Source organism: Candidatus Nitrososphaera sp. 86-2, from assembly GCF_056726185.1.
In genome coordinates, this window is the sequence record NZ_JBWZON010000001.1 from 666,402 (window position 1) to 692,673 (window position 26,272).

A 26,272-nucleotide genomic window follows, 5' to 3' on the forward strand; every position below is an offset into this window, starting at 1 on the left:
GCTTTTAGCCTTTTTCTCTGTCTCTTTTTTCTATCTCTCTCAGGAAATGCTCTTGTCGCCCTTGTCAAGGGTGGCGATGTTTATCGCCTGCTCAACTGAGGACACGAATATCACGCCGTCGCCGGACTCGCCTGTGCGCGAGGACTCGATTATTGCCTGCACCACCTGGTCCAGCTGCACGTCGGGCACAAGTATCTCGAACTTTATCTTGGGCAAAAGGTCGTAGGCCACCGGCTGTCCCCTCCACTGCAGGTGGAGCTCGCGCTGTTTGCTCCATCCCGACACGTTGTAGATGGTCATGCCGCCTATTCCAAGCTGCCTCAGCTTCTCCTTGACTACTGGCATCTTTTCCGAGCGTATGATTGCCTCGAGCTTTTTCATTCTAGAGGGCTATGCTTGAACATTCTTAAATTCTTTGTTATTATCCCTATGTACAATTTTTATGATACAAAATCCCTGTCGGCAGTCTTTTTAAACCCTAGCTGAGAGAGAACCACGTTGGCAAAATTTGTACTTGACACGAGCATAATAATCGACGGCGAGATAACCAAGATGCTGGAAGCCGGCGACATTGAAGCCGGCAGCGAGATAATAATCCCGCTTGCGGTCCTCGACGAGCTGCAGGCACAGGCGTCCACCAACAAGGAGCACGGCTTTGTGGGCCTTGCCGAGATAAAGAAGATGCGCGAGCTTGCTTCTGCGCGCAGCATAACCGTGAGGTTCTCCGGCGCAAGGCCGGACATCAACGACATCCGGCTTGCCAAGCACGGCAGGATAGACGCGATTATCAAGGATGTGGCAATGAACGAGTCTGCGACGCTTCTCACTGCAGACTATGTGCAGGCCTTGGTAGCAGAGGCGCAGGGCATAAAGTCGCGCCACATACGGGCACCTACAAAAACAGCAGACCTTGCGTTTGAAAAGTTCTTTGACGAAACGACCATGAGCGTGCACCTGAAAGAAAATGTCTTGCCGATGGCAAAGAGAGGCAAGCCGGGTAACTTTCAGTTGGTGCAGGTGGGCCCGGACAAGAGCACGTACGGGCAGCTGAATGAGATGGTGAAAGAGATTTCCGAGGCAAGCAGGGTGAGCGGCGCCGGCACCGTCGAGATAAGCAGGAGCGGCGCAACGGTCATACAGTTTGGCCTCTACAGGATAGCGATAACCAGACCGCCGTTCTCCGACGGCCTTGAGGTTACAATAGTAAGGCCGACCGTCCGGCTCGCCCTTGCCGACTATAATGCAAGCGAGAAACTGATGGAGAGGCTATCCGGCAAGGCCGAGGGAATAATCATCGCCGGCCCGCCCGGCTCTGGCAAGAGCACGCTTGCAAGCAGCCTGGCGGAATTTTACGTGCAAAAGGGCAAGATAGTCAAGACGTTCGAGTCGCCCCGAGACCTGCAAGTACCTGAGGAAGTCACGCAGTACGGACCTCTTGAAGGCAGCTTTGAAAAGGCAGTCGACATACTGCTCCTCGTACGGCCCGACTATACAATCTATGACGAGGTGCGCAGGGCGCAGGACTTTCACGTGTTTGCTGACATGCGTCTTGCCGGCGTGGGGATGGTGGGGGTAGTCCACGCCTCAAGCCCGCTTGACGCCGTCCAGCGCTTCATGGGCAAGGTGGAACTTGGCATGATCCCTCACATACTTGACACCATCATCTTTGTCAAGGAAGGGCGGATAGACAAGGTCTATGAATTGAGCCTGACTGTCAAGGTGCCAAGCGGCATGACCGAGGCCGATCTTGCAAGGCCGCTTGTAGAGGTGCGCGATTTCGAGTCTGGCGCAGTCGAGTACGAGATCTACACGTACGGAGAGGAAAACGTGGTTGTGCCGGTGTCAAAGACAAAGAGCGGCTCTGACGAGTCTGGCATAAAGAAACTTGCGCAGTCAAAGATAATGGATGCGGTGCGCCGGTTCGACCCGCGCGCCGAGGTGAACATCCTTTCTGAAAACAGGGTGCAGGTCAAGGTCAGCAAGGAGGCCGCGCCCAAGATAATCGGCAGGGGTGGTTCCACGATAAACGAGCTTGAAGAGGCACTTGGCGTCCACATCGACGTCGAGGTCAAGACACCGACCCTTGGCAGGGAGGTCCAGTTCGAGGTGAGTGAGTCCGGCTCTGCGATAACGCTCCTAGTAGACGAGGAGGTGATAGGGCGCGCCGTCGACCTCTACATCGACGACGAGTATGTAATTAGCAGCCAGGTGGGCAAAAAGGCGCGGGTAAAGATAGACAAGCGGTCGGACGCCGGCAAGCAGGTGTTCAACGCGGTCGTCTCGGGGCAAGAGATGCGATTGTTTTTGAGCAAGCGCTAGAGTGCTAGCGGGCAAGCCCCTGGCTCTTGGCCAGCTTGACAAACTCTTCCAGTTTCTTGAGGGTCTCGGGGTGCAGGTGGTGCTCGATTCCTTCCGCGTCGCGGTTTGCAGTGTCCTCGTCGACTCCTATCATCATGAGAAACTCTGCAAGCACGCCATGTCTGTCGTGCATACTCTTGGCCACTGAAACGCCGGCTTCAGTCAGCGTTATCCCGCGGTATTTCTCGTAGTTGACGTGGCCGCTTTCGCTCAGGCGCTGGAGCATCTTTGTCACGCTTGGGGAACTGACGTTGAGGTAATTGGAAATGTCGACCGTGGTCGCATAGCCCTTGTGCTGGATGAGCTCGTATATCACTTCGAGGTAGTCCTCCATGCGGGTGGTCCTTGCCATCTTTTCCACGTTATGCGCATCGCGGATGGACTCTAGGCGGTCGCCCTTTTGCACCGTCTTTTTCCTAACCAACGTTATAGAGGCTCCACATGAGGGTCATGCCTACGGAAATAAATATTAACTTTGTAAAAAAACTTTCCAGCGATGCTCGTAATATCTCCAGAGGGACTGGATGCTCGCATTGCAAAAAAGGACGGGAGCCTGCTTGTCGTGGACGCAAGGCCATTTTCCGACTATGCACAGGGCCACGTGCCGGGTGCAGTCAACATTGACCTCATGCAGTTTCACTGGATAGACACGTCCAAGGACGGCATCAGGCAATTCAACAAGCAGACAAGACTGTTGCTGTCAAACATTGGCGTTTCAAAGAGCAAGTTCGTGGTTTTCTATGACGGCGTCTCGGGGCCATCTGCGGCAAGGGGTGTGTGGCTATTGCTCTATTTCTCGCACGCAAAAGTGGCGATGCTTGACGGCGGGCTTGAAGGGTGGAAGACAAAGGGATTGCCCGTAGAGGAAAAGACAAACCCGTTTGTGCACTCTAGATTCGCAGGCAGGCCGGACCCAAAGATCCTCGCCGGCTATGATATGATCAAGTCGGCGATAAAAAAGAACAAGACTATAGTCCTAGATACGCGCTCAAAGCAAGAGTTTGACGGGTCAGCAATCAGGGCGGCGCGCGCTGGCCACATACCCAAGGCGGTCAACATCGACTGGAACGACAACGTCAAGGACGCGGCCTTCAAGGACAAGGCAGAGCTTGCCAAGATGTATGCGAAAATCCCAAAAGACGCGGAAGTGATAACCTACTGCCAGGGAGGCTACAGGGCTGCAAACAGCTTTGTGGTGCTAAAGATGCTCGGCTACAGAAATGTCAGGATGTACCTTGGCTCGTGGGGCGAATGGGGCAACAGGCCAGACCTTCCGGTCGGTCAGTAAATGACTTTCGAGCTTGTCTTTAACAGTCTTTTGTTGCGCATGAAATAGCACTCTTGGAGCCTTTTTTTCTTTGCAACCGCAAGCACAAGGTGTTGGATGAAAAATACCGCATAAAACAGCAATTCGACGGGCACAGATGCGCTGCAGTCGACAGGCAATCCATTGACGCGCCTTGCAAGTGCCACATAGTCGCCTTTTGTACCAAGGACAATGACTTGGTCATTGCATTTGAGCCCGAAAAGTGGCGCATGAAAGAATTCTTCAAGTGGATACGCCTGCGCCCTTGAGCCAAATACTTCGTTGAACTTTAGCGCGCCGTACATAGCCACAGAAAAGAGAAGCGAGTCGCCCAGCATGATTATAGAACCGGTGCGGACCCTGCCTGCAAGCCTTCCAGCCGCTTTTGACGCTCTGGCATAGATTTCGTTCAGGTCTGCTGGGCAGCCCGTCTTGCCCTGCGTAGCAAGGTGCGTGCAGGCAAGCATGCTTGCTGCAAAACTGATCGTACCAGATGTCTTTCCGGCGCTCTTGAAGTCGAGTGCAAAAACGCTGTCGCAGGCACTTGCAAGCGGGCTTTTTCCGTCGGCCGTTATTGCAACAGTCGGCACGCCTGCCTTTCTTGCGGCGCTTGCAGCCTGGATGTTGGAGCGAGTCCTGCCGGATATCGAAACAAAACACGCACTGCGGCCCACAAGCAGCGAGGGGTCTGAAATGACATCTGCCGGGCGCCAGCACGTAGCGCGGCCTGATGAAAGGTAGCATGCCGCAAGAGCTGCAGCGTACGAGTCGCCGGACCCTACAAATGCAACATTTCCGGCAGGTGCAGGCAATACAAGCCGCGGAAGGTCGTCAAGCTGACGCCCGATGTCCTGCGCCATCGCCTCTATAGAGTTCAACAAAACAGAAAAGAAATGGAGAGATAATAAACCTGGCTTGCAGCTACTTTTTCTTCTCTCCCTGGCCCTCTATCACTATCATGGTCAGAGTCGAGCGCACCTTGTCTATCTTGCGTACATGCCAGGTGATGGTTTCCCGCAGCTTTTCCATGCTGTCTGAACTGACCTTGGCAATGATGTCGTATACGCCGTAGACTCCGCTTACCTCTATCGTCCCGGGCATCTTTTTCAGTTCCCTTATTATCTCCTCCTCGGAACCCAGATCGCAGTTGATGAGCACATATGCAGTTGGCATAGTCGCCGTTAAAGAGTGCGTGCTATTAAACAGATCGGGTCAAGTTAGAACTTTTCCTTTGACCTCTTTTGCGCCTTCAAATAATCAACAAAGTAGTAGAGGTACGCCCGCTCGTTCACCTTGAGCACCCATGGTATGTACGACTCGTTCTTGCTGCTCTTCTCGAATGTCTCAAAACCCGAGTCCTCGACCAGCCTGCGGAACGACTGCCCGTCGTACGATTTTTTCGGCGGCGGGTCACGGTTATAGTCGTACGGGTCGGCTATGATGGTGCTTGCGTGCGGCTTTAGCATCTTGTGGATAGACGCAAGCAGTTTTTCCGCGTCGACAAGCTCCAGCAGGTTTATCGCAAGCACGAGGTCGAACTTGTTTGGGTGGAATGGCGGGGCAAGTGAGTCAGCGACGCAAAACTCGACGTTTCCAAGCTTTTTCTCCTGCATCTTTTTGCGTGCTTCTCTGATGAATGAAAATGACAGGTCGATTCCTATTGCAAAGGCGTATTTCTGCGCAAGGAGCAGCGTACTGTAGCCCATGGAGCACGCCATGTCAAGTACTGTGCCGTCCATGTCGTTGTTTATGCCGTGCACCACGCGGTTGTACACCTCGTTTGGACGCAGGTGCCACCTCATGTGCTGTATAAAGCGGTCCTCCTCAGTGTGCTCGTACTGGGTCCACCTGTACGGGACAAACCAGCTTCCTCCCTCCTCGTACCTGTCGTTTGCAGTTTCGGGCGAAAGTTTGCTCCCCTTTTCCCTCAGGAACTCTTTCATCTCCTTGGTGCTGGCGCCAAGGAGCCACCTGCCGTACGTCTGCGACCTTGCGGCAGCGTATAAAGAAAAATCCTTGACTGCGATTGCCACGCCCTGGATGACGGGATAGAGGGCGCCGCACTCGGGGCACTTTAAAAAACCCTCAGTGCACTCGTTCTCGTTCTTGTCGTCGACGGCAAGAGGCTCCAGCACTAGCCTTATCTGCTTGTCGTTGTGCTGCAGGCAAACGAGATGGTGCGCAAACTGGGCCTTCATTAGTATGCACTCTTTCTCTGCCTGTAGACCCTATATAACCTAGAGCAGGCCGTCCTCGTGCAGCCTGTCAAGGAGCGGTGTCAGAAATTCCTTGACCTCCTTTTCGCCAAGCGTGATGTTGCCAGATGCACCGATTGCGACAGACAGCATATTGCGGTCTTCTCTTGCGGTGTAAACCCTTGCGCCGTAGAGCGACAGCTCTTTTGCGTTTTTGACAAGCCAGTCCTTCCAGAATCTCGTCCGGATGAGGTTTGCGTCAAGCGACGCTATGGCATAGTCGATGTCGATTCCCTCCTCGTGGTCCAGGAGGTCGAGTTTGGCCATCGGGACAAGGAGCGTGCCTTGCGCCACCTGCTCGTGGTTCTTGTTCATTTTCTCTATTCGATCGTCGTTTTCTTCCTCCTCCGAATCCTTGCCCCCGTAATGGGGGAAGAAATAGCCGGCAAGGGCTCCCTTGTTGTCGTAGACCTTGTAATACGTATAGTCGTACTCTATCTTCCACTTGATCTTTTCCTTGCCCACGAGCCTGCCGCTTGTTTAAGCTCGGGCGTATTTGTAGTAAGCTATGATCTCTTTGACGCTATCTTTTTGTAGATGATGATGGACACGACTCCTCCTGCAGCCATCACCACGTACAATACTGTAAGAATAGAGTCAGAGTCTTGCGGCCTTTCCGCCGTCACGACCACGACTAGGACATGCGAGTCTGCCTGCACACTCGTCTGGCCGGACGTGGCGGTGACTGTAAAGGGATATTCGGCGTCCTTCTGTATTTGTGCCGGTAGCGTGACTATCAGCGGCACTTCGGCCTTTAGCTTGCCTGTTACAGGGTCCAACGTCGCCTGCACTGGAAGCGCGTTTCCTAGCCGGAAATATCCCTCGCCATTTCCAAAGGTGATGCCTGTTATCTGCATGTTGTCGGCGCCCGTGCCGTATACAACTATGTTCTTGACGGCGCTCTCGCCGGGCTTGACCTTGATTATGGGTGCGTTTGCCTCGATGCTCATCGCGGTCTGGGCAGATGCGGCCAAGGTTGCCGGGACCATGAGCGCGGCTACAAGGATAAGAGCTGCGCACAAAAGCACGACCCTTTCCTGCGCCATGTATATGGTGATGCTTGCACGGCGGGATATTTTAACTGAAAACTTGTCCGGAGCCTGAAATGCGTCGAGCTTGGCGTATGGGCTGTCTGCAAGCGATGCAAAAGGCGTCGGCAGCGGCCGCCTATGACGTTAAAACTCACTTTCTAGTGCATACTTGGGCAAATAAGTATATGTGGATGGGGCAATATACCCTAGGGGTTGAGGAAAAACACCAAAACTATCCTTGCCCGTGACCTAAATAGCAAATCTGTGGTAAGAATAGACGAGCTGGATCTCAAGATAGTCAGCCTGCTTGTTGCCGGACGCGACAACAAGCAAATATCGAAGGACCTCAAGGTGCCGTTGAGCACGGTCCAGCGCAGGACGAGGATGATACTTGCAAAAGACATCGTCAAAAGCAAGATGGAGCCGAACTACAAAAAACTCGGCTACAACAAGGGCATGATCCACGTGACGGTAAAAGGCAGCGACGTGTCTGTGGCCGCGCAAAAACTTGCAGAAATCGACGGAATAGTCTCCGTCGCGGTCCACTTGGGCACCTCTGACATCGTGGCAGAGTTCGTCTATGGCGACAGCACTGACGTCCTAGAGACAATCTCCAAGATATGGAACATCACCGGCACAGACCGTGTCACGTGGTCGCAAGAAGTGTATGCCGTCCCAATCCGCAACAAGAACGTGATTTCCCCGCTGTCCTAGAGTCGTTGCATCCGCTGACCAGTTGCGACTGGCCGGTTGACATATGGTATCAGATACAACAAAGATTTAATACTAAAACATTTAAATGAATTGCTATCTGACATAAAATGTCAAACTTGGGGAAGAATCGCAATTTTGTGTCACAACAATCGGATCAGGTAAACAAACTTGTGCTAGATGACCTCGATATTGGCATAATCAAGGAAATGATAAAGGATGCCGAAGTCAAGAGCACATTTCTTGCGAGCAAGTACGACAGCCCGCTTTCGACCATCCAGCGGAGGAGGGCGAAACTTGAGCACACCATTCTAAAAAAGAAATACTACATAAACATAAGCATGTTCCACTGGCGCAGGGCCGACCTGATGATCTCCGTTGACGGGGATTGCGGAGAGGCAGTAGCCGAACTTTTGCGTAGCTTTGGCAAGAACATCATAAGCACGTCGCTTCGGATTGGCGACCCTCAGGCAAACATCGTGGCCACCGTTTTCTACAAAGACTCCCGGGAGCTGCTCAACCTGATGGACGGCATAAGGGCCATCCAGTCTGTAAAGTGCGTGAAATGGTCCGAAGTCGTAAGGGACTTTGGACCGACCGACGCCGGCATCGAAACCATCCTGTCGCCTCAGGGCTAATGCATTCTGCTCAAAAAATCTGCAAGCGGTCATAGCTTAAATTAGCCCTGCGACCACTCACGTTTCATGTCTGAAGCACAACCGAGCACACCACAGAATTCAAGCGCTCCACAGGGTTCAAGGGATGGACCACATGACACAATCTACATCGGCAAAAAACCGCTCATGGCATACGTCACCTCGACGCTCATCCAGCTGGCAAACCAGCCCAAGGTCACCATAAAGGCAAGGGGGCTGAGCATTGGCAGGGCCGTTGACGTATCGCAGATCACTATCAAGAGGATGGAAAGCGCTGGCTACAAGATAGGCGACGTCAGGATTGGCTCCGAGACTGTCAAGTCGGAGGACGGAAGGACGCGCAACGTCTCGACGATTGAAATCGAGATCAAAAAGGACTGAGCCGCAGGCCGCACACACATACGCATATACGCACGAGTTTTCTTTTTCCACTTTTTATATGGGCATCGGTCTAACGGTAGCGGAGCATGGGAAGAACCGCCGCCCTGTACCTCGCACACCTAAACCCTGTGACAAAAGCGCACGAATCGATAATATCGACCTTAAAGCGCGACTACTCTGTCTATGTTTTTCCTGTGCGCTTTATGAAGGACAACTTGGAGGTGAACACGAGGAGCTTTCCCTTCTCGTTTGAGCAGCGCAAGGAGATGGTCGAGTCGATATTTGGCGACTCTGTCTCTGTCTTGTCAGACTATACATTTTACGCTCCGTTTGCAAAATACATGCCGCCGCTCCTTTCTTCAAAATCGTGGGAGCTTCGAAACCAGATAGTGTCGCACGTAAAGGAGGGCAAGTTCGTGTCGTACACTGGAGACAAGGCCGAGCGCGTTATGCTCAAGATTTACCGCCTGAACCCGCTCAAGGCCGACAGGCTAGAAATATCTGCCACGTCGGTCAAGGACATGCTCTACCGGGAGGCCCTTGACAAAGGCGACCGGGGAACGTGGCGCGAAATGGTGCCGGCGTCGGTGGTAAAAGTCATCGAGCGCAACTGGTCCGCGGTCGAGAGGTTTGCAAGAGAGGAGGACGCGACTGCGCGCGTCATGGGCATGAAGTTTCCCCGGGAAGGATACAAGTAAGTAGGATTTTTATAAGCCACCACAAAGCTTGCCAATATGAAGGAAAAGGGCGCCGAGTACATCTGGTTTGACGGCAAGTTTGTCAAGTGGGAAGACGCCAAGGTCCCGGTCTTTACCCATGCTCTGCACTACGGCACTGCCGTCTTTGAGGGCATACGCGGCTACGGCTCCAAGGACAACAATGTGTTTATCTTTCGCCTGAAGGAGCACATGGAGCGCCTGCACCGCTCGGCAAACGTTTACTCTCTTACACTCACGCATTCAGTAAAGGAACTGGGCGACGCGACCGTGGAACTCTTGAAAAAGAACAAGATGAAAGAATCCGTCTACATACGCCCGCTCACGTTCGTGGGCCTGCACGGAATAGACCTCAACGTCACCAAAGACTCTCCAACTCACACCATCATAGTCGCTTTTCCGTTTGCAAAATACTTCAAGGGCGACGGTCTGAAGGCCCGCGTCTCGTCGTGGAGGCGCATAAGCGACCAGACGACGCCTCCGCTTGCCAAGGCCGCAGGAAACTACCTGAACTCGGTGCTTGCCACGCAGGAATGTAGGCGGGACGGCTACGACGAGTCGATACTGCTTGATGTCGCCGGTAACGTGAGCGAGGCTTCCGGCGAGAACATATTCCTCGTACGAAACGGCAGGATATTCACGCCGTACTCTGCCGATTCCGCTCTTGAAGGCATCACACGCGAGTCTGCCATCACCATAGCCCGAGGGATGGGGTACGCAGTCACCGAGCGCCCGATACCTAGGGCGGAACTGTACATGGCCGACGAGATATTTCTCACGGGGACCGCCGCAGAAATAGTCCCAGTCACGAGCATCGACGGCCACGCGATAGGTACCGGCAAGGAAGGGCCCGTGTCAAAGAGCATAAGACAAACATACGAGAAGGTTGTAACCGGTGGCGTCAAGGAGTACACGGGCTGGTTAACACCTGTATGGTAGTAGATAATAATAGCAATACAAGAATAGCGGTTATAGGGGTAGGGGGCTGGGGCAAGAACCACGCCCGCGTCCTTGGAGAACTCGGAGTCCTCGGCGCGGTGTGCGACTTCGACCCTGCACGGGCCAAAGAGATCGCGACCAAGCACGGCGCGACGCCGTATTCGTCGGTGGACGGGATGCTTGACAAGGAGCGCCTCGACGCCTGCCTGGTCTGTACGCCGACCCGCACACACTCGGCAGTAGCAAAGAAGGTAATGGAAAAGGGCCTACACGCGTTCGTAGAAAAGCCGCTCTCGTTTTCGTCCCAAGAGTGCGACGAGATGGCAGAGCTGGCCCGGAAAAAGCGCGTCATGCTCACCTGTGGCTATATCGAGCGCTTTAATCCCGCGGTGAGCGAGACGAAAAAGATGATAGCCGACAAAAAGTGCGGCGACTTGCTCATGCTAGAGTTCCACCGCGAAAACCGCATGCCGCCAAAGATAAAGGACGTAGGCATAATATTCGACACCGCCGTCCACGACATCGACACGGCGATGTTCCTGTTTGACGCAAGGCCAAACGTGGTGTTTGCGAGGGCCGGCAGACACGTGCACGAATTTGAGGACTTTGCGACCCTCATGCTGGGCTTTGCGAACCAGCGGGTCGCAATCATCTCTGTCAACTGGCTCACGCCAAAGAAGGTGCGCACGTTCAGCGCGGTCTGCACGGATGGGATAATCTCCGGCAACTTTATCTCGCAGGAGGTAAAGATAGACAACGCCGGCGAAACGGTCACGCCCAGGATGCCCTTTGAGGAGCCACTGACGCTGGAACTAAAGAGCTTTATCGCCGCCGTGCAGGGCAAGGAAAACTCGGCCGTGTCTGCGCGGGACGCCACGAACGTCACCAAGGTGGCAGAGGCAGCACTTTTATCAAGCGATACTGGCTCTCCGATATACCTGGACCTGAAATAAGAAAATGAAGCGCTCCATGCTTGACATACTGGCGTGCCCGATAGACAAGCACTATCCTCTGGAGCTTGTCGAGATAGAGGCCGCCGGCGACGAGGTGAAGGAAGGCGTGCTTGCCTGCCCGAAATGCGGGCGGTACTATCCAATAATGGAAGAGATACCCGTCATGCTGCCTGACGAATTGCGCAACAAAGAGCGCGACACGGGCTTTTTGCGCAGGTGGCGGGCCAGGATCCCTGAGAAAATTTTAAGGCAAGGAAACCCGTGGCATCTGTAGATGGCCAAGGGCAAAATCTATAGAAACGCCGCCGGAGTCAGGAACCACGTCGACAAGACAGCAAAGATAGGCAAAAACACTCGGATATGGCACTTTGCCTATGTCGGCTCCAAGACCGTCGTGGGCGACAACGTCAAGATAGGCTCACTCGCTCACGTTGACTATGGGGTAAAGATTGGAAACAACGTCAAGATTGAAGGCATGGTATACATCCCGCCCCTCACCGTTATTGGAAATGATGTCTTTATTGGACCCGGCGCCACTTTCACAAACGACCCCTACCCCATGAGCCCCAAGATGATAGGAGTGGTTGTGGAAGACGGGGCGATAATCGGGGCTCGCGCCGTGGTGAGGCCGGGCGTGCGAATAGGCAAGAACAGCGTGGTGGCGATGGGCTCTGTGGTGACTAGGGACGTGCCTGCCGAAACGGTGGTCATGGGCGTCCCGGCAAGGATAGCGTACACGCGCCAGGATTACGACCGGAAGAAAAAAGAGTGGGACGAGTCGTAGCCCTAGCGCCGGGCCTGCGGGTTCACCAGGAACTTTGGGTCAGGCTCTTTTCCGTCAACAAGGACATCAAGGATGCTCTTTGCGGCAACCTCCGCCATCCTTGATCTCGTCATCCTGTCGGCGCTACCTATGTGCGGGAGGAGCACGACGTTCTTCATGGCTACAAGCGGGCTTTTTCTTTCCAGCGGCTCTTTTTCAAACACGTCTAGGCCGGCGCCGGCTATGGTGCCCTTTTTCAACGCGCTTGCAAGGTCGCGCTCGTTTACCACCGCTCCCCTTGCCGTGTTTATCAGAAACGCCGTCCTCTTCATCCTTTGCAGGCGCTCCTTGTTGATGAGGTGCCTGCTTGCGTCGTTCAGCGTAGTGTGTATCGTGACAAAGTCGCTCTGCGCAAGCAGGTCGTCAAGGCTTGAGTACCTGGCGCCAAGCTCTTGCTCCGCCGCCGAGTTGCCGTTGCGGCTGTGGTACAGTATCTCCATGCCAAAGCCCCTTGCGCGCCTTGCGACAGCAGTGCCTATCTTGCCAAGGCCAATGATGCCGATGGTGGCGCCGTGCACGTTCTGGCCGAGGAGCAGGTCGGGCATCCAGCCAACCTTCCACTTTTTCTGCCTGACTATCCTATCGCCTGCAAGGACGTTGCGGGCGCACGCAAGAATGAGTGCAAAGGTAATGTCGGCAGTGGCTTCTGCAAGTATGTCGGACGTGTACGTGACATAGATGCCCCGCCGCGTCGCCTCTGCGATGTCGATGTGCTCAAAGCCTGTGCTGTACGAGCTGATTATCTTTAGCTGCGATCCTGCCGCGTCCATGACCTCTCTGTCTATCCTATCGGAGAGCATACAGAGGATGGCATCCTTGCCGGCGACGTTTTTCAGGATCTCTTTTTTCGTGGGCGGCTCCTGTCCCTTGTGCAGAGTAATGTCAAACCCATTTAGCATTTGAAGAGCGGGTCCCGGGAGCCTCCTTGTGACGTATACCTTTTTTCCCACGTGGTGCCATCGCGTGCAAGATGTTATGAATTTTTAGGAAAAAGTAAGAGTAGCCCGGCCCAGATTCGAACTGGGGTCAAGGGCTCCAAAGGCCCCTATGCTTGGCCACTACATTCGGCGGGGAGGATGCGCCTCCCCTCCACCGGGCTTCCGGGCGTAGTTCCACTTTATTCTGGGTCCTTATAATTTATGACGATCATCCTGCTGCAGTATAGCCGCAAGCATTCTTTTTGTCGGGTTTTCCATTGACGCAAGAGCGCGCTCTGCCTTTTTCTTTTGCACTTTGCGGAATTTCTCGTCTTTGAGCATCTTGCCTGCAAGCCGTACGAGCGCGCCGGGGTTGCGGGTCCTTGCCACAAGGTCCGACCTGACTAGGTAGTCCTCCACGTAGTACCTGACCGGCGCTATCGATATGGTCGGGACGCCGAGGAGCGCGGCCTCGGCGCTCATGGTCCCTCCTGCTCCTATGAACAGGCCGGCCGACTTTATCAGGGGCACGCCATCGACCACGCTTTCGATTATCCTTGCTTTGCTTCCGTACCTTTTCTTTGCCTCCTCTATCTGGTCGCTGTACCTGCACAGAATGGCGATGTCGGCGCGCTGTGCAAGCTCGTTCACGACGGCATCCACAAGGGCCGTGCTTGCCAGCTTTTTGTCAGCAATGTATGACGCCTTGCTCTCTTCAAGCCTGATGAGCACAGTTTTCTTGTCGCGTCCTGCCTCCTCTTCCTTGTCTGCTTGCGAAGAATCGTGCTTGAGCCAAGCTACAGGGTCTAGGGCGCGATAGCGCGAAATGTTTTTTCTTGAAATGCCATAGCCGGTCCACGAGGAGTACGGTATCACCCAGGGACACAAGAGCCTGCTCATGAGAGGCACGGTGAGCCTCGCCACCGCCTCTGCGTGCGGCGAGTCGTTAAAGCCGATGTGCCTGACGCCAAGGCCGTACGCTACCCTTGCTCCCTCTGGCGACGAAAACGTGACTGCGGCATCCGGCGAAAACCCGCTGACTGCGTCTGCAAGGGCGCCAATCCTCTCCGCGCTTGCTGCCAGCTTGCCGTACCTTTCGGGGCCTCCGTGCCTGCCAACCAGTTTCAGGTCCAGCCCCTTTATCCTCGCAAGCTCGACTGCTTCGCGGTAGTCCCGCGATGTGCAAAGGACCTCGTGCCCCTTTTCCCGCAGGGATGCAACGGCATCCTTGAAGAACATTACCTGTTTTGGAGTCAGGATGTCGAACCAGATCCTCAAGCGCTGCAAGTTGGCCTATGCCGGTGAAAAACCTTTTCTTTAACTGATGACAACGCGTATATGGCACGTTGCTCGGGGGAGCTCAGTCCATAGTTTGAGCGGGGGATCATCATTGCCGCAGGTGGCCGTGTACGGCCTTAGCACAGAGGGCTACAGGATAGCCTCTGCCATGGCGGTAAAAGGCGCCAAGGTCTCGCTCATTGACGAGTCGCTGCGAAACGCCATATCGCTCAAGGCCGACATTGCCCGCACGTACCCAAACGTCAGTTCCCTAGTCGAGGACGAGCCGCTCCTCGGCCTAGAGCCGATGGACGTGGCGATAGGAAACGCATCGTACCTGTTCTTTGCGCCCCGGATACGCAAGATAGGAACGGACGTCAAGGCCGACGTGGCGGCAAAATTCAAGGACGCGGTCAAGGCTCTCAAAAAGGGCTCGTCCGTCGTCTACATGCTGCCTGCAGGGATAGGCGGCAACAACGAAAACATTGCCCTCATCGAGCACGTGACTGGGATGGCCGCAGATCAGGACGTCTCGTACTACTACATGCCTTCTAGTCCTATAGCATCGGGCACTGAAATGCTGGTAGGCTCTGTGAAGTCAAAGCAGGACAACAACCTTGCCAAGATGCTGTATGACACGGACGGCAAAAAGAAGGTGAGTTTTGTAGACATTTACTCTGCCGAGCTTTCACACGTCATCCGCTCGCTTTCGCACTATTCCGGCATGGCAAGCATCCTCGAAGTGTGCAAAAAGGCCACTGACGGCAACCTGCCTGCCAACGAGCTTATGCACGGCACGTTTTCCGATCTGTACATCGACGACGTGACCTCAGGCTTGTACGACCTGCGCATAATCGGCTCGTCGCTAGACGGCGCCGGCCCGCTCATGTACCTGGTCAACGGGAGCATCCGGGGTATAGAGGGCTACACAAAGCACCTGATAGACCAGGTGCGCGGGACTCTGAAAAAGCGCGACCTGAAGGCAAGCAGGACCAAGGTGGCGATAGCCTGGACGCTTGACCCGCATGAAATGAGGGGCGACAAGTTAGACCTGCTGTCGTCGCTAGAGACCAAGGTGCGCGACTACATCGGCGACGTAGAGCGCCACCAGGGGCCTACGTTTGACCTATACCACACCGACAAGACTACCGTCGTCATTACTTGTTCCAAGGCCGACTATGACAAGGTCGTGTCAAAGAACCGGCAGAGCGACGACTTTATCGTGATAAAGGCAAACCCTCTCTGCGAGACTCTACTACAGGAATAAATACTTCAACTCCTATTTCGGAAAAGGATACAGAGAGAGGGATGAGCAAGGCCAAGGCGGTAATAATAGTTTCGACGTTTTCAACGGAAGAGTCGGCTGCCGAGATCGGGAAAAAGCTTGTTGAAAAGGGCCTGTGCGCGTGCGTCAATTTTGCCAAGGTACGTTCCATCTACTCATGGAAAGGCAAGGTGGAGGACCAGCCCGAGTACATCGCCTTTTTCAAGGTGGTCAAGGGTTCTGCAAAGGCGCTCAAGGAGGAGCTTGCCCGTGTGCACCCGTACGACGTGCCGGAGATAGTGGAGATAAAGATGAGCGACGTGTCCAAGCCGTACCTTTCGTGGCTTGTTGACGCCAAGTCATCGCATCGCGTAGCGAAGAAGCGCAACCATCCCGCCAAGAGATGAAACCCGCAGGCCGATGTCGGTCGACGAATCGACCGCGTACGTCTTTGCGCCATAGCTTTCTACAGAGTTGAGCAGTTTCACTACCACATCCTCGTCAGCGGCCTTGAAGACCGAGTCTGAAAATATTATCGCCTCTATCGCTTTGATGCTTGCGGCATCGGTTATGTCCTTGAGGCCGACTGCGTACTTGTTTTCGCCCCTGTTGACCATGAGCATCACCTGGTCCAGCATGGCCGACACCGTGGCAAGCTTGCTTGCGCTCATGGCGTCCTTCATCGCCGGCGACCGGAGGAACACGAAAACGCCATCCTCGCCGGCGACATCAACCCCGTCCACCACCTGCGCCCGCTCTTTTGGCAAGCCATTTCTGTCAAGCGCGTTGTAAAAGCGCCTGCGGGTCTCGCCGGGCCCAAAGATGATTATCCTGTCGCCTTCCGACAAGACAGATGCCACAGTCTTGGCAGTGTCTGCAAAAAACGAGTCGAGGCTTGCGTTCTTTATCGCGTAGCGCTTGCCCTGCTGGCCGGAATATATGTTTGGTATTATCTTGACGTGCGTCCCCGTTACCCTTGCGACTGCAGCCTCTTGCGTGTCGATTGCCACCAGTATGAACGACGACAAAGAGGAGGAGCCGCCGCCCGACCCCCTCAACAGCTTTAGCTCCACGTCCTGCCACTTGCGGCCCTTGTCTATTGTCAAAATGTCGCCGGCCTGAACCGAAAGCGCGTGGTGCACCCCCTTTGACACAAGCTCGTTGCTAGCGTGCGTAATTGTGCCAGAGACGCGCAGCCGGTCCACCGACGAGTCAAGTTCAATCCTATCTACTCTGATTGTTAACCGGACCTTGACGCGCTCGCCCCTGTCCGGCCTGCCATAGTCGCTTTCCTGCTTGACAACCCGCGTCGTGTCTGCTATCGCATAGTCGCCGGGCGCAACCACGCGCCTGAGGGTAAACAGGTCGTCGGCGTCTTCCGGGATTACCAAAAGCGCGTTTGCAGAAGCGTCGCTCTGCTTTACTATCATGCTGGCGGCGCGGTGGTGTTTTCCTGGCCTTCCGCCGGCTTGGCCGCGTCATCGCCGCCGGGCGCCTGGGCGTGGATGTACTGGTCTACCCATTCCTGCGTAAGGACGCCGGCTTCGACCAGGTTGACGAGCGCGTTTGGCGACGCGTTGCCCTGCACCTTGCCCGAGCGCCTGCGCGTCTGCCTCCACTTTAGCTGCGTGTTGCCGGATTTTGAAGAGTATATGATGCCGAGGATCTCTTTGGCATTGACAAAGGTCATCTCGCGGATCTTTTTCAGCGTGACCTTGTCCGCTGCCTCGATGTAGATGGCGCCGGGTCCTTCCTCGCGCTCTGGAAATACTTCAAAGTCGCGCATGTAGCTTTCCGGTATGAACGAACGGCAGGTACTTATTATGATGAATTTCCGGAAACTCTCTAGAGAACACGTAGTTTCTATCTGGACCAATGCAAATATGAAATCTATCTAGTCATTTATCAAGCTTGTGAGAAATTTTAGGTAGGTGGATGGGCATCAGGCTCCTTACTCAAGATCCTCCTCACCAAGTAGTCAGTAGGGCTAGTCCTGTCACCGCCCGCATGTCCATCCGCATAGACGTTGTGGCGGAGGGCATAAAAACGATCTAGGCGGTGGAACAGCAGCGGCCCTTTGGTATGTCGTGGCCGTGGGGGCACTTTCTGGGGTGCTTTAAAAGCGTGCACAGGGCGTCGGTAAAGATGTTCTTCATGTGGTGCTCTATCCCGCAGACCATCTCCTCGTCTATCTCTATCCTCAGCGCGTCCTTCATGAGGACCTCTAAAAGGCGTGTGTTGCGTATCATCTGCTTGCCAATCCTGTCGCCCTCGCTTGTCAATTCGACGCTGCCCTTGGTGTAGTGGACCAAGTCTAGGTCGTTGAGCTTGCGTAGCATCTGGACCACGGAAGGCTGCGTCACGTTGAGCAGTTTTGCGATGGAGCTTACCTTGACTTCTTCGCCCTTTTCCCTGATGTACCATATCGCCTTTAGGTACATCTCGACGTGCTCGCTCTCGGCTGTTCCGATAAAGAGCTCTTCGTCGTCGGATTTGCGGGACTTTAGGGACTCCACGGGTGGAGCTAGCTTGTCTAAAGATAACTATTAACCTTATCTATTATTGCCGGATTTTTTCTGCTGCGCCTTGGCGTCGGCCCAGAGGTAGTGGAAGTAGTCCTTGGCAAAGCCTGCAAGGGCCGCGTGGTCAGCCCATATCGCTATCGGGTCCATCATGCCGTTTTCGCCGACGCCCTCTCCTAAAAGTATCATGACGTGCTTGCTGTCGCCGATGACTCCTCCGCCGAACATGCCGTCCTTCAGCTTTACCTCGGCGACCCTCGAAAGCGCCTTTATTATGTCAGCGCTGGTGTCTTCGGACGCAAGGACACTTATCTTTACCCCGCGCTCGTACAGCGTGCGGAGCACCGGCTGCATCGGCTTGGCGACGTCCTGCGCGACGCTTGGAAGCGCCACGAGCAGTTCGTGCTGGCAGGCTTCGACTATCTCGCTGACCTTGGCGGCGATGTTGTAGATGCCCCTTACCACCCAGATCTCCGGCTTCTCCTTGATGCCGCTTTTCGTGTACATGGGCATGAGCTCGCTTACGATTGCAGCCTGGCTTTCGCGAAAGTTGTTCTCGCTTCTCATCCTCATGGCCTCAAGGGCGGTGGAAGGCGACTTGGGGAAGAACTTTTGCGGGCGCGAGCTGTCAGATTCTAGCCAGCCCTTGTCTTCAAGGCTGTTCAATACCTCGTAAATCTTGGAATACGGCACACCCGACTTTTTGCTAATGTCAGCAGCCGTCATGGCGCCGGCTTCAAGCAATGAAGTATAGACGCGTATTTCATAGCCGGTCATGCCAAGGTCCTCCATCGCCTTGCGCGACCTGTCGGAAATGCTCAAACTCAGAACGCATTATTACGCCGTTATATATTTACGTTCCAGCAGCGGCAACAATCGTTGAGATTGGCACGCAAAAAAGGCAGTTTTGGCCTATACACCAATCACCGTAGTAATCGACACGTTATCTTTATATATTAAATCTGGAGTTTTTTCTCCAAGATAGTAGTATGGAGCTAATTCACATTAGCAATATGTCCAGCAAGAATGTTGCTGCGAAGAAAACGATAAGGTTCACGCAGAGCATCTGCCCGGACTGCAACATGATTCTAGACGCAGAAGTCTTTGAAAGAGAAGGCAAGGTCTTTATGAGCAAGACCTGTCCCACGCACGGCGAGACTGAGGAACTCTATTTCGGCTCTTATGAAATGTACAAGAAATTCAGCACCTACTGGATGGACGGCAAGGGCGCACACGCCCCGAACGTCATGATTGACAAGTGCGCGTGCCCGAACAACTGCGGCCTCTGCACCAACCACCTTTCCCACTCTGGCCTTTCCAACATGATCATCACCAACAGGTGCGACCTCACGTGCTGGTACTGCTTCTTCTACGTGAAGAAGGGTCTCGAAGGCGCCTACCTGTACGAGCCAAACCACGAGCAGGTGAGGGCCATGATGAAGACACTCAAGGCAGAAAAGCCGATTGCTGGCAACTCTATCCAGATTACCGGCGGCGAGCCGATGCTCCGCGACGACATCACTGAACTCATCAAGATAATGAAGGAGGAGGGCGTCGACCACGTGCAGCTAAACACCAACGGCATCAAGCTGGCCATGTCGCCAGAGACGATGCGCCAGGTGAGAAACTCTGGCGTGAGCAACCTCTACCTTTCATTCGACGGAGTGACTCCTAGAACGAACCCCAAGAACCACTGGGAGATCCCATACACACTAGAGTCTGCACGCAAGTGCGGCATGACAGTAGTATTCGTACCGACTGTGATAAAGTCAATCAACGACCACGAACTGGGCGGGATCATCCGCTACGCGCAAAAGCACATGGACGTCGTACACGCGGTGAACTTCCAGCCGGTGTCGCTGACGGGCAGGATGGGCAAAAAAGAGCGCGAGAAATACCGCATCACAATCCCCGACTGCATCGAGAGAATCGAGGAACAGACAAACGGCGAGATAAGCAAGGACGCGTGGTTCCCTGTCCCATCGTGTATGCCCATGACAAACATCATCGAGGCGTTCAGCAAGAAGCCAAAGTATGAGCTCTCGATACACTTTGCGTGCGGAGCAGGCACCTATGTCTTTGAAGACACCCAGACAAGAAAGCTCACACCGCTGACAGCATTCGTCGACATCAAGGGCGTGCTTGAATACTTTGAGGAGAAGGCCGACGAGATAAGGTCAGGCGCAAACCGCTACTGGACAATGCTCGAAGTCGTCCGCAAGCTCAAGACATTCGTCGACAAGGACAAGCAGCCACACGGCCTCGACTTGGCAAAGATGTTCTCCAGCATACTGCTAAAGCGCAACTTTGACTCGGTCGGCAACTGGCACGTAAGGTCGCTCTTCCTTGGCATGATGCACTTCCAGGACAAATACAACGAGGACTTGGAACGCCTCCAGAGGTGCGACATACACTACCTGACGCCAGACCTGAGAATCATCCCGTTCTGCGCCTTCAACGTCATCCCAGAATGGTACAGGGACAGGATACAAAAGAAATACTCCATCCCTGTAGAGGAATGGGAACAGGCACACGGCCAGACGCTCGAAGCGGGTCTTTACCGCGGCCTGATGAGGCGTGGCAAGCCAGAGGCACAGATGGGCTGCGCCCTCTCTGAAATGCACAGGGAAGCCGCGATGGCAAACGACGACCACAAGGGCGTCGAGCTACGCAACAACATGGCCGGCGCCTGAGCGCACCCCTTTTCTCTTTTTCTTTTCTTTTACTCTGTCTGTTCTTTACAACAATCTACGCTAAGTGCGAGCGCGCGGACACCTTTTTCTGTAATCGCGTATATCGTGCATGTGCCTGCGGTGGCGACGACCTGCACAAGGCCGAATTCAAGCATCCGCTCGACGTGCCTGTCAACCGCCTTCCAGTCGATGCCAGACTCGTTTGCAAGCTGGAGCTTGTTCTTTGGCATTTCTGCAAGAAGCGCAAGCAGCTTGGCCCTGGTCGGCCCGCCCTTCATCCTGACGAGCAATTCGTATACGCCGCAGCACAGGCCGCACTCTGTCCACTTTTGCCGCACCTGTCCGCGCCACGAATCCCGCTCAAACGAAAGCAACGACGTCTCGACTCCGAACTTGCGGTTTTGGAGGTACGGCATCTGGGAAAGGGACTTGTCGTTTCCTCCCGTAGAGCGATAGTCCACAAACGCGGCATGGGTGAGGGTGAGGGCGGTGAAAAGAACTATGGTGACGCTTGCGGCCCTTGTGATGTTTGTGGACATCTCTGTGCTAGCGCCTGATGATCTACGTATGGCGTCAGAAGGATAAAAGGATTCACGGGCCCTCGTGGTGGCTCCCCGCATGGCACTGTGGGGCTTGGAAATCGATTTAACGCTTGGTCCAAACGTTCGGACAAAACCTTAAATACAAATATCATCCTGCGACTGCCTTTCTCACCATTTCCGCGACTCTTTCCTTGTCGTCTACCTGTACAATTATCTCGCTGTATTTGGCGCCTTCCAGCCTGAATGTAACGCATTTGTCTCTGTCTGAAAGCGCGTAGAAGATCCTGCCTATTTTAAAGTCGTAAAAGTTGCCGGCGTAGTGTGGCGGTAGCGCTGTGCCGGCCGTCTTCCAGCCCTTTATCTCTGCTCTTTCAACGCTTACCTCTTTAACACAGGCAAGCGGTACCTCGACCTTTCTTGCAAGAGATGCAAATTTTGACAGCCTGCCCGCCGGCTCTATAACCAGCATGCCGCCTTCCACCCTGACGGTTGCAGAAACCAAGTAAATGCGCGCTTTTTCTTGGCTGGACCAAGTTATAACATTTTTAAAATGAAAAGCCGGAATGTCTGGCAGCATGAACCTTGAGCAATGGTGCCAGCTTGACGAGCGCATATACGTAGCCGAATCAGACGAGCGCTACAGGCAGTACGCCGGCCTGAAGCACAGCATACAGGCGATAGAGGGGCTAGCAGAGATGAAGTCGCTTGCCGCAAGGCTGTTCCTGGAGAATTTTCAAGAGCCCCGAGAGCTCTACCTGTCGTCGATTGAAAGCATGGCCGACTCGTCCACCAAAAAGCTCGAGCTGAAACTGTACGACCTGCGCAACGCCAAGGTCGTCTCAAAGAAGCAAAAGTTCAACGGGAGGCCGGTGAACTGGAGCTCGTGGCGCCAGTACAACAGCGCCGAAAAGGACCCAAAAAAGCGCAAGGCAGTCTTTGACGAGTTTGTGAAAAATACAAGATTCGTCGCGCCAGTGGTAAAGGTGCGCTTTGATACGATCGCCGGCGTGTACGAAAAGCAGTCTGGCAAAAAGCTGGACCCACTTGCAGGCTATCTTGAAAACGAGAAATTCACACGCCAGCAGCTGACCGAGTTTGTCAAGTCAATGGGCGCTCAGGCCAAAAAGCCGTTCCGTGAAGCCCTTGCTGATGTTTCAAAAAAGGTGCTCGGCAGGCCGGCGGAATACTATGACGACTTTTACTTTTTCAGAAACCGCGTCTATTCCGACCTTGAGAAGCACTTTGCCGGAATCGACCCGACCGCGCAGGCGAAAAAGACGCTTGAGGGTCTCGGGTTTGACCTGTCGCGGATACAGATTGACGCAGAAAACCGCAAGGACAAGTACCCGTCGCCCATCTGTTTTTTCGTCCAGGTGCCAAACGACGTGCGCGTCCTGTACAAGAGCGAAAGCCCCTACTTTGACCTGCAGGGCTGCTACCACGAAATGGGCCACGCGGCACACGCTACTTCCATCGACCCATCGGCAGACTATTGGGACCGCTACGGCTTTTCCATGGGAATAGCAGAGATATTCTCGATATTTCTGGAGCGCCTGACAAAGAACCGGCTCTATTTAAAGTCGCTTGGCGTGGCCGACGAGCGCGTTCTTGACGAGCTGGGACAGAGGAACAACTTCATGGAGCTCTTTTTCGTCACGTTCTACACCGCAAACTCGCTCATGAAGGCCGAGTTCTGGCACAAAAAACTCTCTACAAGGCAGGCAAGCGACCTCTACGGGAAACTGCTGAGGGAATACACGGGGCTTGACGTGCCCGGCGAGTACTGGCTCTTGCACCACATACTTCCTGACGCAATAATGTACGTGCCAAGTTACATAATAGCAGCCGTACGCGCGGCAGAGCTTGAACGACACCTTCAGAACCGGTTCGGCGAGGACTGGTGGTCAGTGAGGGGCGCCGGCGAAGAGATACGCCGGTTCATGAGGCCGGGCGCAAAAATCGAGCTGTCCGCGTTTTCAAAGATGGATGCGAGCCTGTTTGTGAATGAAATAACGGGAAAAAGCGTGTAAGAAAAGAAGGAAAATGCCGTGGGCTAGAATACTACGCCCACTGCGGTTTTTTGTTCCTTTGACAGCTCGCGGTAGCCATCTTTGTCGATGATGGCCACGTTGATGCTATCGCCGGTCCCTGCGTTTCTGCGGATTGCCGCGGCGATTGCTTGCATCGCCACTTTATACGCGTCGTTTACGCCCATGCCGTCCTTGAACTCGGATTCTAGGTAGCCGTACGCGACGGGCGAGCCAGAGCCGGTGGAAATGAATTTCTCTGTAGTGAGTGAGCCAAACAGGTCGATGTTGTATATCTTGCCTCCCTCATTGTCGGTGTAGCCTGCCATGATTATCTGGACGTAGTATGGGAAGTAGCGGTTGTTGAACAGAATATTCGAGCAAAGCCTAGCAGCCGACTTGACCGGGATGATCTCCTTGTTTGCAAGCCGAAATATGTTGGCGTTGTAGCGCATCGTGTCTACCAGGTTCTGCGCGTCTGCAACTCCGCCGGCAATCGTCATTGCAAGGTGGTTGTCGACCTTTTGTATCTTCATGACGTGCCTGTCGGCGATAAAGAGGCCGGCGCTTGCCCTGGTGTCTGCCGCCAGCACCACGCCGTCCTTGCATGTCAGGGCGCACGTGGTCGTACCCTTCTTTATTTGCTCAGCGATATACTCCGGGTAACGGTTATCCTGGGGGTGCATATTATGGCTGCAAGAGTAGCCTAACCTGATTTAAAACTTGCTACTACTCACTTGTTTTATATTTCCCTGCCGCCAATTCCTCTCTCGCTTGGCCGACCAACCAAGGACGATATTTGAAAAGATCTGGGACAGCCACATAGTGCACCAGGAGAAGGGAGGAGGGCCGTCCTTGCTCTACATCGACCGCCATCTTGTACACGAAGTTACGTCGCCGCAGGCTTTTGACGGCCTCCGGATGAACCGCCGCAGGTTGCGCCGGCCGGACTTGACGTACGCTACAATGGACCACAACGTGCCTACCACGGCGCGGTCACTTCCAATAGTCGACCAGATATCTGCGACGCAGATACGCACGCTTGCAGACAACTGCCGGGAATTTGGTATTACATTATTTGACATGCACAGCCCCGACCAGGGCATCGTCCACGTCATCGGGCCGGAGCTCGGGTTGACGATACCGGGCACGACAATCGTGTGCGGCGACAGCCACACGTCGACGCACGGCGCGTTCGGCGCGCTTGCGCTCGGCATAGGCACAAGCGAGGTCGAGCACGTGCTTGCCACTCAGACGATGTGGATGGACAAGCCCAAGACCTTTGCCGTCAACTTTGAAGGCCGGCGCAAAAACAAGCACGCCGTGACTGCAAAGGACATGGTACTCTACCTTATACGGACAATTGGCACCGCAGGAGGCACCGGCTCTGTGCTTGAATACCGGGGCAATGCCATATCGGAACTTTCTATGGAAAACAGGATGACGATATGCAACATGTCAATCGAAGGAGGCGCGCGGGCCGGCCTTGTCGCACCCGACGAGACGACCTTTGACTATATCCGTGGCAGGCGCTATGCGCCCAAGGGCGAGCAGTACGAGCGCGCGGTAGAATACTGGGAAGGATTGCGCACCGACGAAAACGCGAAATTCGACCGGTCTATAACGATAGACACGGCGTCGCTTGCGCCGCAGGTCAGCTGGGGAACAAACCCTGGGATGGTATTGAGCGTGAACGAAAGCGTGCCGGCCCCCGACGAGTTTGCCAAGGGAAACGAAAATGAGCGCAAGGCCGCTGTCCGCGCGTTAGAGTATATGGCTCTGGAATCCGGAACGCCTGTGACTGACATCAAGCTTGACCGCGTCTTTATCGGCTCGTGCACCAACTCGCGCATTGAGGACCTAGTCGAGGCGGCAGTCGTGGTCAAGGGCCGCAGGGTGTCGCCAAGTGTGAGGGCGATGGTTGTGCCCGGCTCGCAGCAGGTAAAGGCAGCGGCGGAAAAGCTCGGTCTGGACAAGATATTCAAGGACGCTGGCTTTGAGTGGCGCGAGTCTGGATGCAGCATGTGCCTTGGCATGAACCCTGACATCCTTGCACCCGGCGAGCGTTGCGCAAGCACCTCAAACCGCAACTTTGAGGGCAGGCAGGGCGCAGGTGGCAGGACGCACCTTGTCAGCCCTGTGATGGCAGCGGCAGCAGCAATCGAAGGCCATTTCGTGGACGTGCGGGAGTGGCTCTAGCAATGGAGCCGTTTACCGTATTGAAAAGCAAAGCGACGCCCCTTGACAGAGTGAACGTCGACACCGACCAGATAGTGCCAAAGCAGTTTTTGAAACTTGTAAGCCGCACGGGATTTGGCCAGTACCTCTTTTACGACTGGCGCTTTGACAAAGATGGCAAGCCCCGGCCGGATTTTGTGCTCAACGACCCTCAGTACAAGGGAAGGCAGATACTTCTTGCCCGCGACAATTTCGGCAGCGGCAGTTCGCGCGAGCACGCGGCATGGGCGATACTCGAGTATGGCTTTCGCGCAGTAATAGCGCCATCGTTTGCAGACATTTTCTACAACAACTGCTTCAAAAACGGCGTGCTGCCTGTCAGGCTTGCGGCGCAACAAGTCGACTATCTCTTTCAGAACGGCGATGTAGAGATAGAGATAGACCTTGCAAAGCAAGTAGTGAAGGCAGGCCAGAAAGAGATGCACTTTGAGATAGACGAGTTCCGAAAAAAACTCTTGCTGGAGGGCCTTGACAGCATCGGCCTCACGCTCAAGCTCGAAGACGAGATATCGGCATACGAGCGGGAAAGGCAGGCTTTTGCCCCTTCGCTCTGATAAGATTTTTTGTTTATGATTTTCATTAGCGAGCACCAGCAAATCCTCTACAAATAGAATCTCGAATTAGATCAAGAAAAGATAAATGGACCTGACTTCCAATCCCCT

General features: G+C 54.4%; 32 protein-coding genes and 1 tRNA gene. 16 read left to right on the forward strand and 17 right to left on the reverse strand.

The genetic code is table 11. From position 1 onward, the window contains the following. Positions 1-39: 39 nt before the first annotated feature. Positions 40-381, reverse strand: a complete 342-nt coding sequence (locus ACYOR7_RS04030; RefSeq protein ID WP_479913175.1) for a P-II family nitrogen regulator — start codon at positions 379-381, stop codon at positions 40-42. Between the two features lie 117 nt (positions 382-498). On the opposite strand from ACYOR7_RS04030, the gene ACYOR7_RS04035 reads away from it, so the two are divergent. Next, positions 499-2,319 carry an ATPase, T2SS/T4P/T4SS family gene (locus ACYOR7_RS04035; protein ID WP_479913176.1) on the forward strand — a complete coding sequence of 607 codons (1,821 nt, stop codon included), beginning with the start codon at positions 499-501 and terminating at the stop codon, positions 2,317-2,319. A gap of 4 nt (positions 2,320-2,323) precedes the next feature. Here ACYOR7_RS04035 and mntR read toward each other — a convergent pair whose 3' ends face one another. Next, complete coding sequence (gene mntR / locus ACYOR7_RS04040) at positions 2,324-2,710, reverse strand: transcriptional regulator MntR (RefSeq protein WP_366137289.1); 387 nt, start codon at positions 2,708-2,710, stop codon at positions 2,324-2,326. A gap of 144 nt (positions 2,711-2,854) precedes the next feature. On the opposite strand from mntR, the gene ACYOR7_RS04045 reads away from it, so the two are divergent. After that, positions 2,855-3,646 carry a sulfurtransferase gene (locus ACYOR7_RS04045; RefSeq protein WP_294804110.1) on the forward strand — a complete coding sequence of 264 codons (792 nt, stop codon included), beginning with the start codon at positions 2,855-2,857 and terminating at the stop codon, positions 3,644-3,646. Here the strand turns inward: ACYOR7_RS04045 and ACYOR7_RS04050 are convergent. Genes ACYOR7_RS04050 through ACYOR7_RS04070 form a run of 5 tightly spaced genes read right to left on the reverse strand, consistent with a single transcriptional unit; the run spans position 3,640 to position 6,965 of the window. Beyond that, positions 3,640-4,542, reverse strand: coding sequence for an SIS domain-containing protein (locus ACYOR7_RS04050; RefSeq protein ID WP_294804109.1), 903 nt, complete (start codon positions 4,540-4,542; stop codon positions 3,640-3,642). The two genes, ACYOR7_RS04045 and ACYOR7_RS04050, sit on opposite strands and share 7 nt — an antisense overlap. Positions 4,543-4,585: 43 nt before the next feature. Then, entirely contained in the window at positions 4,586-4,837 is a 252-nt protein-coding gene (locus tag ACYOR7_RS04055; RefSeq protein WP_148700934.1) for an Lrp/AsnC family transcriptional regulator, read from the reverse strand. Between the two features lie 44 nt (positions 4,838-4,881). Next, positions 4,882-5,862 carry a class I SAM-dependent methyltransferase gene (locus tag ACYOR7_RS04060; RefSeq protein ID WP_479913177.1) on the reverse strand — a complete coding sequence of 327 codons (981 nt, stop codon included), beginning with the start codon at positions 5,860-5,862 and terminating at the stop codon, positions 4,882-4,884. 39 nt (positions 5,863-5,901) lie between these two features. Continuing rightward, positions 5,902-6,384 (reverse strand): hypothetical protein, encoded by a 483-nt coding sequence (locus ACYOR7_RS04065; protein WP_294804107.1) that lies wholly within the window; start codon positions 6,382-6,384, stop codon positions 5,902-5,904. A gap of 41 nt (positions 6,385-6,425) precedes the next feature. Next, on the reverse strand, positions 6,426-6,965 hold the full coding sequence (locus ACYOR7_RS04070; RefSeq protein ID WP_479913178.1) for a hypothetical protein: 540 nt from the start codon (positions 6,963-6,965) through the stop codon (positions 6,426-6,428). A 249-nt stretch (positions 6,966-7,214) separates the two neighbouring features. Between ACYOR7_RS04070 and ACYOR7_RS04075 the strand changes: the two genes are divergently transcribed. The 8 genes from ACYOR7_RS04075 (at position 7,215) to ACYOR7_RS04110 (ending at position 12,090) form a co-directional block, all read left to right on the forward strand. Further along, positions 7,215-7,664, forward strand: a complete 450-nt coding sequence (locus tag ACYOR7_RS04075; protein WP_294804105.1) for an Lrp/AsnC family transcriptional regulator — start codon at positions 7,215-7,217, stop codon at positions 7,662-7,664. A gap of 137 nt (positions 7,665-7,801) precedes the next feature. After that, complete coding sequence (locus tag ACYOR7_RS04080; RefSeq protein WP_294804104.1) at positions 7,802-8,299, forward strand: Lrp/AsnC family transcriptional regulator; 498 nt, start codon at positions 7,802-7,804, stop codon at positions 8,297-8,299. A gap of 66 nt (positions 8,300-8,365) precedes the next feature. Beyond that, a complete protein-coding gene (locus ACYOR7_RS04085; protein ID WP_294804103.1) occupies positions 8,366-8,698 on the forward strand; it encodes an AlbA family DNA/RNA-binding protein in 333 nt (110 codons plus the stop codon). Between the two features lie 86 nt (positions 8,699-8,784). Then, positions 8,785-9,396 carry a hypothetical protein gene (locus ACYOR7_RS04090; protein WP_294804102.1) on the forward strand — a complete coding sequence of 204 codons (612 nt, stop codon included), beginning with the start codon at positions 8,785-8,787 and terminating at the stop codon, positions 9,394-9,396. Positions 9,397-9,432: 36 nt separating this feature from the next. Beyond that, positions 9,433-10,353 (forward strand): branched-chain amino acid transaminase, encoded by a 921-nt coding sequence (locus ACYOR7_RS04095; protein ID WP_479913179.1) that lies wholly within the window; start codon positions 9,433-9,435, stop codon positions 10,351-10,353. Then, on the forward strand, positions 10,347-11,306 hold the full coding sequence (locus ACYOR7_RS04100; protein ID WP_294804098.1) for a Gfo/Idh/MocA family protein: 960 nt from the start codon (positions 10,347-10,349) through the stop codon (positions 11,304-11,306). Before ACYOR7_RS04095 ends, ACYOR7_RS04100 begins: the two co-directional genes overlap by 7 nt. Positions 11,307-11,310: 4 nt before the next feature. Further along, on the forward strand, positions 11,311-11,580 hold the full coding sequence (locus ACYOR7_RS04105) for a Trm112 family protein (protein ID WP_479913180.1): 270 nt from the start codon (positions 11,311-11,313) through the stop codon (positions 11,578-11,580). Then, positions 11,581-12,090: an acyltransferase gene (locus tag ACYOR7_RS04110; protein WP_479913181.1), complete on the forward strand. Its 510-nt coding sequence runs from the start codon at positions 11,581-11,583 to the stop codon at positions 12,088-12,090. A 2-nt stretch (positions 12,091-12,092) separates the two neighbouring features. Here ACYOR7_RS04110 and ACYOR7_RS04115 read toward each other — a convergent pair whose 3' ends face one another. The 3 genes from ACYOR7_RS04115 to ACYOR7_RS04125 form a co-directional block, all read right to left on the reverse strand. Then, the gene (locus tag ACYOR7_RS04115) at positions 12,093-13,079 is read right to left on the reverse strand and encodes a 2-hydroxyacid dehydrogenase (protein ID WP_479913182.1); all 987 of its coding nucleotides are present in this window, start codon (positions 13,077-13,079) and stop codon (positions 12,093-12,095) included. Between the two features lie 50 nt (positions 13,080-13,129). Continuing rightward, a tRNA-Gln gene (locus tag ACYOR7_RS04120) sits at positions 13,130-13,228 on the reverse strand. A 31-nt stretch (positions 13,229-13,259) separates the two neighbouring features. Continuing rightward, positions 13,260-14,324, reverse strand: a complete 1,065-nt coding sequence (locus ACYOR7_RS04125) for a DUF354 domain-containing protein (RefSeq protein WP_294804086.1) — start codon at positions 14,322-14,324, stop codon at positions 13,260-13,262. Between the two features lie 94 nt (positions 14,325-14,418). Between ACYOR7_RS04125 and ACYOR7_RS04130 the strand changes: the two genes are divergently transcribed. Together ACYOR7_RS04130 and cutA are read left to right on the forward strand one after the other, a co-directional pair. Then, positions 14,419-15,591 carry a hypothetical protein gene (locus tag ACYOR7_RS04130; protein WP_479913183.1) on the forward strand — a complete coding sequence of 391 codons (1,173 nt, stop codon included), beginning with the start codon at positions 14,419-14,421 and terminating at the stop codon, positions 15,589-15,591. Between the two features lie 41 nt (positions 15,592-15,632). Then, positions 15,633-15,995 carry a divalent-cation tolerance protein CutA gene (gene cutA / locus ACYOR7_RS04135; protein WP_294804080.1) on the forward strand — a complete coding sequence of 121 codons (363 nt, stop codon included), beginning with the start codon at positions 15,633-15,635 and terminating at the stop codon, positions 15,993-15,995. Here the strand turns inward: cutA and ACYOR7_RS04140 are convergent. The 4 genes from ACYOR7_RS04140 to ACYOR7_RS04155 all read right to left on the reverse strand — a co-directional run bounded on the left by ACYOR7_RS04140 (position 15,948) and on the right by ACYOR7_RS04155 (position 18,932). Next, a complete protein-coding gene (locus tag ACYOR7_RS04140) occupies positions 15,948-17,018 on the reverse strand; it encodes an mRNA surveillance protein pelota (RefSeq protein ID WP_479913184.1) in 1,071 nt (356 codons plus the stop codon). The genes cutA and ACYOR7_RS04140 overlap by 48 nt on opposite strands. Further along, positions 17,015-17,464 (reverse strand): hypothetical protein, encoded by a 450-nt coding sequence (locus ACYOR7_RS04145; protein WP_294804076.1) that lies wholly within the window; start codon positions 17,462-17,464, stop codon positions 17,015-17,017. The genes ACYOR7_RS04140 and ACYOR7_RS04145 overlap by 4 nt, the downstream gene beginning before the upstream one ends. Positions 17,465-17,639: 175 nt before the next feature. After that, positions 17,640-18,104, reverse strand: a complete 465-nt coding sequence (locus ACYOR7_RS04150; RefSeq protein WP_294804074.1) for a metal-dependent transcriptional regulator — start codon at positions 18,102-18,104, stop codon at positions 17,640-17,642. Positions 18,105-18,140: 36 nt separating this feature from the next. Beyond that, the gene (locus tag ACYOR7_RS04155) at positions 18,141-18,932 is read right to left on the reverse strand and encodes a TrmB family transcriptional regulator (protein ID WP_294804070.1); all 792 of its coding nucleotides are present in this window, start codon (positions 18,930-18,932) and stop codon (positions 18,141-18,143) included. Between the two features lie 167 nt (positions 18,933-19,099). Between ACYOR7_RS04155 and tes the strand changes: the two genes are divergently transcribed. Next, a complete protein-coding gene (tes, locus tag ACYOR7_RS04160) occupies positions 19,100-20,803 on the forward strand; it encodes a tetraether lipid synthase Tes (RefSeq protein WP_366137267.1) in 1,704 nt (567 codons plus the stop codon). A gap of 29 nt (positions 20,804-20,832) precedes the next feature. Here tes and ACYOR7_RS04165 read toward each other — a convergent pair whose 3' ends face one another. Continuing rightward, complete coding sequence (locus ACYOR7_RS04165; RefSeq protein ID WP_479913185.1) at positions 20,833-21,342, reverse strand: ArsR family transcriptional regulator; 510 nt, start codon at positions 21,340-21,342, stop codon at positions 20,833-20,835. A 151-nt stretch (positions 21,343-21,493) separates the two neighbouring features. After that, positions 21,494-21,847, reverse strand: a complete 354-nt coding sequence (locus ACYOR7_RS04170) for a PH domain-containing protein (RefSeq protein WP_294804062.1) — start codon at positions 21,845-21,847, stop codon at positions 21,494-21,496. Between the two features lie 73 nt (positions 21,848-21,920). On the opposite strand from ACYOR7_RS04170, the gene ACYOR7_RS04175 reads away from it, so the two are divergent. After that, entirely contained in the window at positions 21,921-23,375 is a 1,455-nt protein-coding gene (locus ACYOR7_RS04175) for a gluzincin family metallopeptidase (RefSeq protein WP_479913186.1), read from the forward strand. Between the two features lie 23 nt (positions 23,376-23,398). Here ACYOR7_RS04175 and ACYOR7_RS04180 read toward each other — a convergent pair whose 3' ends face one another. Continuing rightward, the gene (locus ACYOR7_RS04180) at positions 23,399-24,058 is read right to left on the reverse strand and encodes a proteasome subunit beta (RefSeq protein ID WP_294804055.1); all 660 of its coding nucleotides are present in this window, start codon (positions 24,056-24,058) and stop codon (positions 23,399-23,401) included. Between the two features lie 88 nt (positions 24,059-24,146). On the opposite strand from ACYOR7_RS04180, the gene leuC reads away from it, so the two are divergent. After that, entirely contained in the window at positions 24,147-25,571 is a 1,425-nt protein-coding gene (gene leuC, locus ACYOR7_RS04185; RefSeq protein WP_294804053.1) for a 3-isopropylmalate dehydratase large subunit, read from the forward strand. A 2-nt stretch (positions 25,572-25,573) separates the two neighbouring features. Next, positions 25,574-26,164 carry a 3-isopropylmalate dehydratase small subunit gene (gene leuD, locus ACYOR7_RS04190; protein WP_479913187.1) on the forward strand — a complete coding sequence of 197 codons (591 nt, stop codon included), beginning with the start codon at positions 25,574-25,576 and terminating at the stop codon, positions 26,162-26,164. Positions 26,165-26,272 lie beyond the last annotated feature (108 nt).

What these genes read in the sequence shown, in the direction of transcription:
- cutA (WP_294804080.1), top strand. Translation starts at nt 15,633, where the DNA reads ATGAGCAAGGCCAAGGCGGTAATAATAGTTTCGACGTTTTCAACGGAA.
- ACYOR7_RS04085 (WP_294804103.1), top strand. Translation starts at nt 8,366, where the DNA reads ATGTCTGAAGCACAACCGAGCACACCACAGAATTCAAGCGCTCCACAG.
- ACYOR7_RS04100 (WP_294804098.1), top strand. Translation starts at nt 10,347, where the DNA reads ATGGTAGTAGATAATAATAGCAATACAAGAATAGCGGTTATAGGGGTA.
- ACYOR7_RS04095 (WP_479913179.1), top strand. Translation starts at nt 9,433, where the DNA reads ATGAAGGAAAAGGGCGCCGAGTACATCTGGTTTGACGGCAAGTTTGTC.
- ACYOR7_RS04055 (WP_148700934.1), bottom strand. Translation starts at nt 4,837, where the DNA reads ATGCCAACTGCATATGTGCTCATCAACTGCGATCTGGGTTCCGAGGAG.
- leuD (WP_479913187.1), top strand. Translation starts at nt 25,574, where the DNA reads ATGGAGCCGTTTACCGTATTGAAAAGCAAAGCGACGCCCCTTGACAGA.
- ACYOR7_RS04165 (WP_479913185.1), bottom strand. Translation starts at nt 21,342, where the DNA reads ATGTCCACAAACATCACAAGGGCCGCAAGCGTCACCATAGTTCTTTTC.
- ACYOR7_RS04180 (WP_294804055.1), bottom strand. Translation starts at nt 24,058, where the DNA reads ATGCACCCCCAGGATAACCGTTACCCGGAGTATATCGCTGAGCAAATA.
- ACYOR7_RS04090 (WP_294804102.1), top strand. Translation starts at nt 8,785, where the DNA reads ATGGGAAGAACCGCCGCCCTGTACCTCGCACACCTAAACCCTGTGACA.
- ACYOR7_RS04030 (WP_479913175.1), bottom strand. Translation starts at nt 381, where the DNA reads ATGAAAAAGCTCGAGGCAATCATACGCTCGGAAAAGATGCCAGTAGTC.
- ACYOR7_RS04045 (WP_294804110.1), top strand. Translation starts at nt 2,855, where the DNA reads ATGCTCGTAATATCTCCAGAGGGACTGGATGCTCGCATTGCAAAAAAG.
- ACYOR7_RS04175 (WP_479913186.1), top strand. Translation starts at nt 21,921, where the DNA reads ATGAACCTTGAGCAATGGTGCCAGCTTGACGAGCGCATATACGTAGCC.
- ACYOR7_RS04060 (WP_479913177.1), bottom strand. Translation starts at nt 5,862, where the DNA reads ATGAAGGCCCAGTTTGCGCACCATCTCGTTTGCCTGCAGCACAACGAC.
- ACYOR7_RS04070 (WP_479913178.1), bottom strand. Translation starts at nt 6,965, where the DNA reads ATGGCGCAGGAAAGGGTCGTGCTTTTGTGCGCAGCTCTTATCCTTGTA.
- ACYOR7_RS04140 (WP_479913184.1), bottom strand. Translation starts at nt 17,018, where the DNA reads ATGATAGTAAAGCAGAGCGACGCTTCTGCAAACGCGCTTTTGGTAATC.
- ACYOR7_RS04105 (WP_479913180.1), top strand. Translation starts at nt 11,311, where the DNA reads ATGAAGCGCTCCATGCTTGACATACTGGCGTGCCCGATAGACAAGCAC.
- mntR (WP_366137289.1), bottom strand. Translation starts at nt 2,710, where the DNA reads ATGGCAAGGACCACCCGCATGGAGGACTACCTCGAAGTGATATACGAG.
- ACYOR7_RS04110 (WP_479913181.1), top strand. Translation starts at nt 11,581, where the DNA reads ATGGCCAAGGGCAAAATCTATAGAAACGCCGCCGGAGTCAGGAACCAC.
- tes (WP_366137267.1), top strand. Translation starts at nt 19,100, where the DNA reads ATGGAGCTAATTCACATTAGCAATATGTCCAGCAAGAATGTTGCTGCG.